The sequence below is a fragment of the Verrucomicrobiota bacterium JB022 genome (assembly GCA_030673845.1).
Taxonomy (GTDB): Bacteria; Verrucomicrobiota; Verrucomicrobiia; order Opitutales; family Oceanipulchritudinaceae; genus WOUP01.
On sequence record JAUTCQ010000015.1, the window covers coordinates 372,641 to 385,111 of the forward strand.

Sequence of the window (12,471 nt, forward strand, 5' to 3'; positions counted from 1 at the left end):
ACTCCTGTTCTTAAATTTTTTGTCTCTCCCCAAGATGTTCAGATCCCTTCTCCCCCTTCTGGTTAGCTTATTCCTGTTCACGCAGGGCTGGGCCTTTTCGCCTTACGAAAACTATCTTGCCACCGGCCGCGACACCCAAGTCGGCCTGCTGGCGCAGATCGAGGAAGGGCAGGGGGATGCGCTGGCGAAGGCCGTCGCCTCACTCGAAGAGGGCAAGCCCGCCCGCCAGTTGAAGAAGGCCGGCATCTCAGGGCTCGCGACCTTTTCGCGGAACATCGAGGGCAAAGACTACGCGGTCATCCGCTTCGTCTACGCGGGCGGTAAAGACTACCTGGGCGCGGCGAAGGCATTTGAGGAAGCGACTGCGCAGGTTGAGTGGCGCAAGATCGTCGCGCCGCACCCCCGTGCGGTCACCTATGGCCGCACCTGGCTGCAAATGGAGTGGATCAACTATATCCGCGGCTACGACGTCGACCGAGAGCCGAGCAACAGCCTGATGATTGGCTGCCGCGTGCGCCCGGAGATGGAGATGCAATACCGCACGCTCCACCAGACGGTCTGGCCCGGGGTGGTCGACCAAGCGGTGCGCGGCAAGATCCGCGACCTTTGCGTCTTCCTTGTGGAGCTGGATGACGACCTCGTCGAGTTTCTCTACCTTGATTACATGGGCGACGATCAGGCGGCGGACGACGCTGCCAACGCGGCCGACCCCATCAACCAGCGTTGGTGGAAGCTGACCGATGCCTGCCAAATGCCGTTTTCCGATGTCGAAGAAGGCATCTGGACGCTGATGAACCCCGTGCCCGCCCAGTAAGATGCTGCCGAACATCACACACATGCTGGCCTTTGCTGGCGGCGACGTGCGCATGGGCTCGCTCGACATGGTGGTCTTCGTCGGCTACCTGCTGGCGTTGGTCGGCATTGGCGCCTGGGTGAGCCTGCGCGAGCGCAAGACGGAGGACTACTTTCTCGGAGGGCGCTCCATGGGGTGGGGCAGCATCGGCTTTTCCATTTTCGGCACCAACATCGGGCCGACCTTCCTCATCGCGACCTGCGGTGCCGGCTACACCACCGGCATGGTCACGGCCAATTTCGAGTGGATGGCCTGGGTCTTCCTTTTCCTGCTCGGCATGGTCTTCGTGCCGTTTTACCTGAAGACGCAGATTTCGACCATGCCGGAGTTCCTCTCCCGGCGCTTCGGCAACGGCTGCTACAGCTTCATGACGTTCTACTCGCTCTTCGGCACCGTCGTGCTGTGGATCGGGGGCACGCTTTACGCCGGTGGCGCTCTGCTCGGGCAGCTGCTCGGCTGGGACACCATGCTCAGCATCTGGGTGTTGGCGGGCTTGGCGACCGTCTTTACCGTGGCGGGCGGCCTCAAGGCGGTCATGGTGACGGACTCCTTCCAGTCGGTGCTGATCATTATCGGCGCGGGCGCATTGGCCATCAGCGGCCTGATGAACCTCGACAGTCTGGCCGACCTGCTCAACGTGCAGGTGCGCGACACGCCGCCCGACCTCACCTGGAAGCTCTTCCACCCCGGCGACTCGCCGACGCCGTGGTATGCGTTCGTGCTCGGTTATCCGGTGCTGTCGCTCTGGTTCTGGTGCTCCGACCAGACGATCGTGCAGCGGGCGCTGGGGGGCAAAAGCCTTGCCCACAGCCAGGCGGGTACGCTCTTTTGCGGCTTCCTCAAGGTTCTCCCGCCCTTCATCTTTCTCCTGCCCGGTATCATTGCCGCCGTACTGATGCCTGGGATCGAGGACGACAAGGAAGTCTTCCTGCTGATGGTCAACAGCTACCTCGGGCCGGGGCTGAAGGGCCTCATCGTGGCCGTGCTGGTGGCGGCAGTCGTCTCGACCCTCAACTCCGGCCTCAATTCGTTCAGCACCGTCTACACGCTCGACATCCACCAGCGCTGGTTTTCCAAAGACCAGAGCCCGCGGCAGACGCGCATCATTGGGATGATCACCACCTTCCTGGCCGGCTTGATGGCAGTGGGCATCGCTGCTTACCTCAAGCATGTGCAGGAGACGGGCGGTATGAACCTCTTCGATTTGTTCCAATCGATCATCGGTTATATGGCCCCACCGGTCTCGACCGTCTTCGTGCTGGGGATCTTCTGGAAGCGGGCAACGGCCAAGGCTGCCCTGACGACCCTCATCGCCGGTTCCGTGCTCTGCCTCGGCCTCGGCCTCACGTCGACGCTCTTTCCCGGGTGGTACCAGAACGCAGAGGGCCAAACCATCCTGCCGCATTTTCTCCTGCAGTCGTTCCTGCTCTTCTGTGTGCTGATGGCCCTCATGGTTATCCTTTCCTTGCTGACACGGCCTTCCGTCGGAGAAAAACCGCTACCTTCCTTGCCTGAAACCTATCGTGGCCAGCGGGGTTTAGGTACCAAGGCCTGGATAGGCTGGGGCGTCCTTGCTGTCGTCATGGTCTTCCTGTACGGCACGTTCCAGCTGGTCCTGTAGTTCATGGTTTCATATGAACGAAACATAATTTCGCTGAATTCTTCATGAAATACTTGTCTTCGTCCGAAAATATCGCTTTGATCAAAGTGTTGCTTTCCCCGCGGGTTCGTGTTAACCCTCATGTCGAAAAATAAGCTTCTGGCGCTTACGGCGCCTTTGAAAACTTACCCCCACTCGTTTTCCCCATCCAGATGAAACACTACCCTAATTTTCGCGCACCTTCTATGAATTGGAGCCGTTTTACTCGAACCGCCGGAACCGTCGCCGCCCTTGCATGTGCCGGCGTCGCCGCCCATGCCCAGCAAGACCCTAACCTCATCGCATACGAGGGCTTTGATTACACTCCCGATTTTCTCGATTTGACCCAAGTCGGCTTACTTGGGGCACCTGCGAATCCGGGCACTGGCTGGCGTCAAACTACATGGGTCCCGCGCCAAAACATTACAGGCGGGAGCAATGCGAATACTGCGGGGGCTCCCGTGAAAACTGGTAGCCTTAGCTACCCGGGCTTGGTGACCTCGGGCAACCATGTCCACCTTACTGGTGAAACGCTTAGCTCTGAGCCAGCTCGCTCTTTGGCTACAACGATCACTGGAGAAGCGGGAACCAGCACATACATTTCATTCCTTGCCCAGCGCGTCGGGGAGCCAGCAGATCCTAGTAGTATCGCCTACGACGACGAGAACACTCCGGATGTCGTTGAAACGTATCCCTATGGCGATAACCTCTACCCACGTGGGGCCTCTGTTCGCATCTACACGAATAAGGGAGGCTATGGCGAAGCATTGGCTGCGGGTGCTTTCTCTAATCGCGAAGTTGATCGTTGGTCTGTTTATGGAAGTGGCTTCCAACCTATCTTTACCGACATTCCTTTTGGTGCCAGCGAGGACGTATCGCTGATTGTTATTCGTATCGATCACGTCGGCGGTCAAGCTGACCCTGACCGGGTTTACATGTGGACGAATCCCACCGTCGGTCTGCCGGAAAACATTCTTACAGCCGATATCGTGATTGAAGGCCTCATGGACGGTGAAAATGCGATTGATTTTTCCCAGATCGAATTCATCAGTCCTTTTGTTGGCAACCGTTCGGCCAAGGTTGGTCCCGATGGGCTGCCTAATACGGCAGATGATCTGATCCTACGGCCGCATGCGGAGTTGCTTTTTGATGAGCTTCGCGTCGGCAAAACCTACGCATCGGTTGTTCCCCACGACGGTTCTACAAACCCGGAGCCTGAGCCGAGCCCGGTGATGCTCCGTTTCACTGATGATCCGAACGTGGTCGAAGTATTGGCGGCCACAGGCGAGAGCGTTCAGCTGGAAGGCTCTGCTAATATGGTGAATTGGACTTCGTTGGAGAGCTTTGCCGGTACTGGCGAGTGGAAGCAAATCAATGTTTCTGCTTACGCGTCGGGCGGTAATAACTTCTTCCGCGCCGTCAGTGTCGGTCAGTAAGGCGCTAGAGGCTTCGTTCTTTCAGCCTCTACGTATGCTTTGAACTTCCATTGCCCGGAGCTCATCCCTCCGGGCAATGCTTTTTCTGACGCCGCCACATGGGGTGGTGTCCATTGTCTTTGAGCGTTTTTACCTGCGTCACGAACGTTTGACTGTGGCGTTCTGGCTGCCGGATCGATCCTTCGCACTTTCGCGAAGGTAGCTCTAGGCGGCCAGAACGGCCAGTCCCGTAAGGGTGAGGCTTGTGCGGCGCGCGGTGACAATCGTGCTGCCGCCGTACAAGTTCTCACCGGGCGGGTGGACTTAGGCTAAAGCGCTTTATTCATGGAAGGGTTACGTCGATGAAAACTCCGTTGCTTCCCGGTCTTCGCTATGGTGATCAAGGCGACGGAACTTACTGCAACCCCATCCTCTTTGCCGACTACTCCGACCCGGATGTCGTAGCGGTGGGGGAGGACTATTACCTCGTAGCCTCCAGCTTCAACTGTACGCCGGGCCTGCCCATCCTGCACTCGCGGGACCTCGTCAACTGGCAGCCGGCAGGTTATGCGATGGAGGCCTTTCCCGACGAGGCTTACGCCCGGCCGCAACACGGCAAAGGCGTCTGGGCTCCGGCGATTCGTCACCACGACGGCCGTTTCTGGGTTGTCTTCGGTGCGCCCGACGAAGGGATCTACGTCACGACGGCGGAGCGGGTGGAAGGCCCGTGGACCCCTCTCCACCACATGGCCGCAGGCAAGGGCCTGATCGACCCATGCCTCTTCTGGGACGACGACGGCAGTGCCTATCTGCTGCGCGCACAGGCTGCCAGCCGCTGCAACGGCGTCAATTCGCTGCTGACGCTGCACCGCATGGCGCCTGATGCGAGCAAGCTGCTCGACGAGGGAGAAGTCATTATCGACGGCAATTTCCACCACCCGATCGTCGAAGGGCCCAAGCTCTACAAGCGCAACGGCTACTACTACATTTTTGCCCCCGCCGGCGGCGTCAAAGGCGGCTGGCAGACGGTTTTCCGCGCGCGCAACCTCTACGGCCCGTGGGAAGACCGTGTCGTGCTGGTCCAAGGCACGACCGCGATCAACGGGCCGCACCAGGGGGCCTGGATCGAGACGCCCCACGGCGAGCATTGGTTCCTGCATTTCCAGGACCGTGGAGCGTATGGTCGGGTGATCCACCTGCAGCCGATGACCTGGGGCGACGACGGCTGGCCGCGCATGGGCGATCCCAATCGCAAGATGCAGCGCGAGCCGGTGCTGCAACACCCGCTGCCCAAAACCTCGCAGCCGACCAAGCCGCAGCGCCTACCCGCCAGTGACGACTTCCCAGGCGGCCAACTAGGCCCACAGTGGCAATGGCTGGCGAACTACCGCCCCGAATGGGCAACGCTGGAGCAGCCGGGGCTTCGCCTCACTACCCAGGGCACGCCCGGCGGCAAGGCCCATTGGCTGGAGGCTGGCAATATCCTCACGCAAAAGCCGCAAGACCCGCGCTTTGCTTTCCGCGTCCACCTCCAGCCCGGTTTCAAGGCCGAAGGGGACCGCGCAGGCATCATCCTGCTCAGTGGTGTTTGCGGGGCAATTTATCTGGAGCAGAGCGCCGGAGGGCTGCGCCTGGTGCAGGCGGTTTTGCCGAGCAAGGATGCTCCCCAGCCGCTTGAGCAAGTGTCGATAAAGTGGCATCAGCCGGAGATTTGGCTGGAACTTACCATGATCGACGGTCAATGCTGGTTTACCTACGGCGATGGGCAGGTGTTTACGCCTTTGGGTGCCGCCATTGTGCCGCAGGATGCGGCCTGGATGGGCGCCCGCCTCGGCCTCTTTGCCCTCAACCCAGATACTGCCGCCAGTGGCGGTTCCGCCCTCGTTTCTCGCGTTTCTTACGACCGTATCCCCTAATCATCAGGCTGACCGTGTTTGGACTTCCCCTTATCGACCTTGTTGTCATTGCGCTGTATTTCGCAGTGATGCTGGCCATTGGCTTCTGGTCTTCGCGCCGGATCTCGAATCAGGAAGATTACTTTCTGGCTGGCCGCCGCTTCGGCAAGCTGGTCCAAACGTTCGCTGCCTTTGGCCAGGCCACCTCGGCTGACAACGCGGTGGGCACTACGACCACCACGTTCAACAACGGTATCGCGGGCATCTGGAGCTCGATGCTCTACCTTTTTGCGACGCCGCTTTATTGGGTTTGCACTCACTGGCCGCGCCGGATGCGCATCCTCACGCTGGGCGATTATTTTGAGGAGCGTTTTAACTCCAAGTCGATGGGTTCGGTCTACGCGCTGATCGGCTCGATTGCCATGATGGCGTTTATCGGCCTCGGCCTCACCGCGATGACGAAGACCATCGTCGCGATTACGCCCAAGGATGCCACCGAGTTTACTGTGGCCCAGCAGGCAGAGTATCGGGCCGCCTACGAACGCGAAGTCAATCGTACGACGGCCATCGGCATGCCGGTGGAAGTGTTGAGCTACGAAGAGCTGGCCGAGCGCGAGCAATTGCTGGCCACTCCCAGCGATCAATTGACGCCCGAGCAGCAGTCGCGCCTGCTCTGGCTCGATGGCCTGAAGCCTGCCGCCGTCATTTCGCACCTTTCGCAAAACGTCCTTATCTGGGTCGTCTGTATCGTCGTGCTGCTTTATGCCACCCTCGGGGGGCTGGAGGCCGCCTTCCTGACCGACATGATCCAAGGCGTCTTCATCATCATCCTTTCGCTGATGCTGATCCCCTTCGCCTGGGCCAAGATCAACGCGGTCTACGGCGGCGAAACGGTGATGGATGCGCTCAGGACGATCCACGACAAGCTGCCCGATTCGTATTTCCAGATCTTTGGTGCCCCGCAGACGCCCGACTTTACGTGGTATTACATCCTCACCCTGTCGATCATGGCGGCGGTGACGGTGGTGACGCAGCCCAACGGGGCCGTTATGGCCGGCTCGGCCAAGGACGAGATCTCGAACCGCGCGGGCACCGTGATCGGTAACTTCCTCAAGCGCTTCTGCATCATCTTCTGGGGTGTGTTCGGCCTCGCCGCCATCGTGCTCTACGAGGGCCGCATCCTGCAGTCCGACATGCTCTGGGGGCACGCCACACACGACTTGCTGGGGCCGTTGAACATCGGCCTCGTGGGCCTGATGATCGCCTGCTTGCTCGCCGCGCTCATGTCGACGGTCGACTGCCTCATGATCACCAGCGCCAGCCTGTTGACCCACAACCTTTACCAGCCGCTTTTCCCCAACCAACCCGCAAAGAACTACGTGTGGGCCGGTCGGATCTTCGGCTTCCTCGTGGTGGTCGGCGGCGCGGCCTTTGCGCTGCAGTTCGACACCATCCTGCAGATCCTCAAGTTTATCTGGGAGGTCAACGTGATGCTCGCCCCGGCCTACTGGCTGGGGATCAAATGGCGTCGCGCCAATCAACCTGCCGCGTGGTCGTCCATTGGGGTGGGTGCGGTGCTCTTCCTTGCTATCCCGGCCCTGCTGCCGATGGCCAACCCCGGCATGCGCTACAGCGAAGACCTCCTGCGCACCACCAACCCGGCCCCGACGGTGATGACCGAAGTGGCCAAGGAGTTCGACGTGCAGCGCCGCGAAGTGGAAATCATGGAATGGGACCGCCTCGACCAAGTGGGCAACGCCCCCGGTGAGCGTCCGCTGATGATCGAAGTCGGCACGCCCTACGAGCACACCTACGTCTTCCCCAAGCGCAGCCTTTTCTGGTCCAAGGGCATCCAGGTTGACAACGAGGGCCGCATCTACGGCGGTGGCCTCTTCAGCACCGAGCTTTGGATCCTTGGCAAGCTAGGCTTCAATCTCGAGAGCAACCCCTACGCGCTCAACGAGACCCTGCGCATCCTCTTCCGCACGCTGCTGCCCTTCGTGATTTTCATCGCGGTGGCGCTGCTGACCAAGCCCGACCCGAAGCCCGTGCTCGACCGCTTCTACGCCAAGATGCGCACCCGTGTCATCCCCGACCCGGTGAAGGACAAGGAAGAGCTCGAAAAGTCGCTGGCCGACCCGCACCGTTACGACCACATCCTCGTCTTCCCCAAATCTCAGTTCGAGATCTACAAGTGGAACCGCGAAGACTGGACCGGCTTCATCTGGTCCGTCATCGGCGTGGGTGTCGTGCTCGTCGTCATTTGGGCCGCCGTGTCCATCGGGCGGTAAGGGCAGTAAATTTCTGCAGTCCCCCCACAGGTGATGCTGCGAGGGGGCTCGCGTATCTTGCCTTAGCGCCGACTGCTGCCGGATGAGCCGCCACGGGTGGGGACGGACTGCTGGTTGGTGACCTGGAAGGGGTTCAGTTCAAAGACTTCAATCGCTTCCGAGCGGCTCATCGTATCGTTCTCGACTTGCTCGGCGCGGGCCTGTGCGGCTTCGGCCTGATCAGCGACGTTGCTGCGCGTGGCGTCGTAACGGCTGTAACCGAGTATATCGATGAAAGAAGAGACCTTGGCGAAGTTGGAGGCGGCCCCGGAGCGGTCACCCTCCCGCAGCATCTTGGCCGCTTCCTGGGTGACGGTCGCGTCGTAATTGGCGACCACTTCACGTTGCAGGTCGAGATTGGCCGAGGCGGCTACGGCATCCAGATCCTGACTGTAGCGGATTTCGATGTCGTCGGTCAGCGTGCGCTTCTGTTCGGCGCGGGAATCGAGATAGGTAACGGTCACTTTCGCGAGCGGCGTCTGCTCTCCATTCTTGCCGGGCGGCAGCTTGAACTCGATCAGCCCAAACTTGTCGTTGCCGCCGTAGAGTTGGTTGATGCGGTAGAAGACTTTCTGGCCGTAGATCTCGCCTTCGCGGCCGACAGTAGAGACCGGTTCGACGCCTTGGGCAAATTCGATTTCCACGACCGCCTCGGTTGCGACCAGGCTCAGCACATCGCCCAGCTCGTGGTCAAAGATCGAGGCGAGCTGCGCGGGCTCTTCTGCGAAGTAGAAGTTGCCTTGCCCTGCCTGGGCGAGGGCGGACAGCGTTGATTCGGAGAAATCGACTCCCAAGCCGACGGACGAGACCGAGATCCCCTCCTTTTCAAAAGCCGCACCCAAAGCGGTGAAATCGTCGGGGGAGGAAGGCCCTTCGTTGGCCAGGCCGTCGGAGATCAGGATCATGCGGTCGAAGAAGTCGCCCTCGGTCTTTTTGCGCAGCTCGGCGGCACCACGGTTGAGGCCGTCGTACATGGCGGTGTTGCCGCTTGGGTAGAGTTCCTTGATTTTCGCCTCGATCTCCCTGCGGTTCTTGATCGGCCCGGCGGCGATCACCGTTTCCGCCCGAGTGTGGTAGGTGATGAGCGAGAATTGGTCATTACGGTCCAGTCGTTGCAGGGCCTCGATCGTCGCCTGCTTTGCATCGTTGAACTTGTTGCCCGCCATTGAGCCAGAGCGGTCGAGCACGATGCAGAGGTTCACGGGTGGACGTTCCGCTTCGCGCTCGACTGCAGTAGGTACCAACTTCACCTGCATTACCCCTCGTTCCTGGCTTTCGGCCGGGTAGAGGCCAAAATCGGTTTTGAGTTCGAGAGCAACTGGGGTGGGCTCATCGGCCAGAAGGGGCGTCGCTGCCGAGAGCAGCCCCGCAAACAGGGGGAGTATTGAAGTCTTCATCATGGGATATACGCGTGGGTGGGGTGGGTTCTTAATAAAAACCTGCGCAATACTCTGCAACCCGTTACTCACGAAAGTTGAGTCCATAAAAAACGCGAAGCCTCTTTCGAGACTTCGCGTCGTGTTGCTGTAAAGCTGAAGCCGTCGTTTACTTCTCGGCCTTGGGCTCGATGATCACGTTTTCGAAGGTGATCTGGCCGGCGTCCTTCACAATGTCGGGGTGGGTGATGTTGGTGAAGGTGCAGTCGCGGAAGTGGATGCCGTCGATGACGCCTTCGGGGATGCCGACGATCGACATGACGCGCGGGCTGCCGTGGCTGGTGACGCGCTCTACGTGCACGTTGCGCACGACGGGCTGGTGCGGGCCCTTGCTGCGGTGGTCATACATGAAGTTGGCGGTGACGACGCCGAGCACGGTCTGGCCGACTTCCACGTCGCGCATGTAGATGTTTTCCACGATGCCGCCGCGCACGGTGTTGGACTTGAAGCGCAGGGCGCGGTCGAGGTGCGGGCTGTCCATCAGGCAGTTTTCGACGAAGACGTTGCGGATGTCGCCGGAGACTTCGCTGCCGAGCACCACGCCGCCATGGCCTTCCTTCATGCGGCAGTTGCGCACGATGATGTTTTCGCTGGCTTTGCCCACGCGGCGCCCGTCGTTGTTCTTGCCCGACTTGATGGCAATGCAGTCGTCCCCGGTGTCGAAGAGCGTCTCTTCGATCAGCACGTCGCGAGAAGACTCGGGGTTGCAACCGTCGTTGTTGGGGCCGTGGCTCTCGATGTGGAGGCCGCGCACGGTCACGTTTTCGCTCAGCACGGGGTGGACGATCCACATGGGCGAGCGTACGATCTTCACGCCCTCGATCAGGACGTTTTTGCAGCGGTAGGGCTGGATGAAGTTAGGGCGCAGGTAAGAGCCGGGCCCGAAGACGCGGTCCTCGACCGGCACGCCGTCGGCCCCCATCTGGAGCAGGCGCTCCTTGCTTTCCTTGCAAATGCCGCCTTCGTATTCGTTCCAGTCCCAGCCCCACCAGGTTTCGGGGGTGGCGCTGCCGTCGAGCGTGCCCTTGCCGGTGATGGCGATGTTTTCCTGCTCAAAGGCGTAGATGAGCGGCGAGATGCCCATGTGCTCGGTGCCCTCGTAGCGGGTGTGGACGAGCGGGAAGTATTTATTCTCGTCGAAGATGAAGCGCAGGGTGGCGCCTTCGCTCACGTGCAGGTTCACGTTGCTGAGCAGGTGCACCGCGCCGGTCATGAAGGTGCCTTCCGGGATCACGACGCGCCCGCCGCCTGCTTCATGCGCGGCTTTGATGGCCTTGCGGATGGCATCGGTGTTGTCGGCCTTGCCGTCGCCCTTGGCACCGTAGTCGGTTACCTTGAAGTCGCGGTTGGGGAAGGTGGGGGCCTGGATGCGTTCGAGGATCTGGGGGACGGCGTCCCAGCCGAGCGTGGCCACGTCGGTGGGCTTGGGGCGCGTCATCTGCACCGGCCAGCTGTCGGTGCGGAAGGGCTGGGCGGGCAGGCCGGCGGAGTTGACGAGGTTGGGCGTAGCCGTCTCGTGCCAGGCAAAGCGGACGGCCTCCGGGTGACGCACGAGCGAGCTGCTGACGACGACGGTGTCCTTGTCGAGCAGGCGGGCTTCGGCGGGTTCGAAGTTGCGGCCCTTGCCCGCGAGCTCGAAGTGGCTCAGGGCATTGCCGCTGTTGCGACGCAGGCCATCGCCCACGTTTTCAAAGTCGATCTGCACCGTGCCGTCGTCCTGCACCTTGAAGTCCTTGAAGGTGGGGCTGTAGGCGAGGATGTCATCGCGGCCGTAGGTTTCCACCATCGCGAGGTTGGCGAGGCGGCGGCCCACTTCTTTCTTGGCCGTGGGGTGGATGTCCTTGGCATCGCCCGCGAGGTCGGTCGTCACGACCGAGCCGGTGTGAGGGAGGTCGATGGAGGCCTGCACCTCCCAGAAGCGGGGCAGGGCTTCCGAGGTCATCCACGTCGGGAAGCTCTCCCATTCGCTGTAGTTGAAGGGGGCGAGCTGCACGAAGTAAAACGGCGCGTCTTCGCGGTCCCAGACCTGGCGCCAGCTCTGCACGAGGGCCTCCAGCTTGGTGGCGTAAATGTCCTCTTCGCCCAGCATGGCATTGGCCTCGCCTTGATACCAGAGGAAGCCGCGCAGGGTGTAGGGGGCGACGGGCGTGATCATGCTCTGGTAGAGCTCGCTGGCCTGCACGCCCTTGACCCACGCGAAGTACCTCTCGCGGAAGAGCTTCTCCAGCTTGGGGGTCGAGGTAAAGGCCTGCTCGGGCATCCATGCCTCAATCATGGTGCCACCAAAGCTGCTGTGGATGATGCCCACCGGCACGTCGAGGTTGTTCAGGATGTCCTGCCCGAAGAAGTAACCCACGGCGGAGAATTCCGACTGCTCCAGCGTCTCGGGCGTGGTCTGCAGCCACTGCATCTGCACGTCGGCGTTCTTCACCTTTCCCTGGCGGGGCACGTGGTAGAGGCGCAGATTCGGGTGGTCTGCCGCAGCGAGTTCGCTCCGGTAATTGTCGGTCGGGCGTTGGCCCTTCTTTTCGCCCAGCGGCTTTTCCATGTTGGATTGGCCGGAGCAGAGCCACACTTCGCCTACCAGAACGTCCTGATAGGTGATCGTGTTGCGGCCACGGATCTCCAGCTCGCGGCCTTCATGGCTGGCCTTGAGCGGCGAGAGGGCGACCGACCACTGGCCGGCGTCGTCGGTCGTGGCAGACTGGCGTTGACCGGCGAACGAGACGGTAACTTTTTCGCCCGGCTCACCTGTGCCCCAGACTTTGACCGGCAGGTCACGCTGAAGCACCATGTGATCGGTGAAGATCGGAGCGGGCGTCACGGCCAGCGCGACAGACTGCCAGAGCAGCGACGCGAGGCCAACGAGGGGAAGGGTGGGGAAACGCATGGTAGAACGTGCG

The 12,471-nt window shown here is 61.0% G+C and carries 7 protein-coding genes; 5 read left to right on the forward strand and 2 right to left on the reverse strand.

Translation table 11 applies throughout. From position 1 onward, the window contains the following. The first annotated feature begins 34 nt into the window (after positions 1–34). The 5 genes from Q7P63_12120 to Q7P63_12140 all read left to right on the forward strand — a co-directional run bounded on the left by Q7P63_12120 (position 35) and on the right by Q7P63_12140 (position 8,093). Complete coding sequence (locus Q7P63_12120) at positions 35–814, forward strand: L-rhamnose mutarotase (protein ID MDP0500833.1); 780 nt, start codon at positions 35–37, stop codon at positions 812–814. A gap of 1 nt (position 815) precedes the next feature. Continuing rightward, a complete protein-coding gene (locus tag Q7P63_12125) occupies positions 816–2,474 on the forward strand; it encodes a sodium/solute symporter (protein MDP0500834.1) in 1,659 nt (552 codons plus the stop codon). A gap of 191 nt (positions 2,475–2,665) precedes the next feature. Then, the gene (locus Q7P63_12130; GenBank protein ID MDP0500835.1) at positions 2,666–3,928 is read left to right on the forward strand and encodes a hypothetical protein; all 1,263 of its coding nucleotides are present in this window, start codon (positions 2,666–2,668) and stop codon (positions 3,926–3,928) included. Between the two features lie 341 nt (positions 3,929–4,269). Further along, entirely contained in the window at positions 4,270–5,823 is a 1,554-nt protein-coding gene (locus Q7P63_12135; protein ID MDP0500836.1) for a family 43 glycosylhydrolase, read from the forward strand. 14 nt (positions 5,824–5,837) lie between these two features. Next, on the forward strand, positions 5,838–8,093 hold the full coding sequence (locus Q7P63_12140; GenBank protein MDP0500837.1) for a sodium:solute symporter family protein: 2,256 nt from the start codon (positions 5,838–5,840) through the stop codon (positions 8,091–8,093). Positions 8,094–8,155: 62 nt separating this feature from the next. On the opposite strand, the gene Q7P63_12145 is transcribed toward Q7P63_12140, so the two are convergent. Both Q7P63_12145 and Q7P63_12150 read right to left on the reverse strand, forming a co-directional pair. Then, positions 8,156–9,532, reverse strand: a complete 1,377-nt coding sequence (locus Q7P63_12145) for a VWA domain-containing protein (protein MDP0500838.1) — start codon at positions 9,530–9,532, stop codon at positions 8,156–8,158. 145 nt (positions 9,533–9,677) lie between these two features. Further along, a complete protein-coding gene (locus tag Q7P63_12150) occupies positions 9,678–12,458 on the reverse strand; it encodes a sialate O-acetylesterase (GenBank protein MDP0500839.1) in 2,781 nt (926 codons plus the stop codon). Positions 12,459–12,471: the final 13 nt, after the last annotated feature.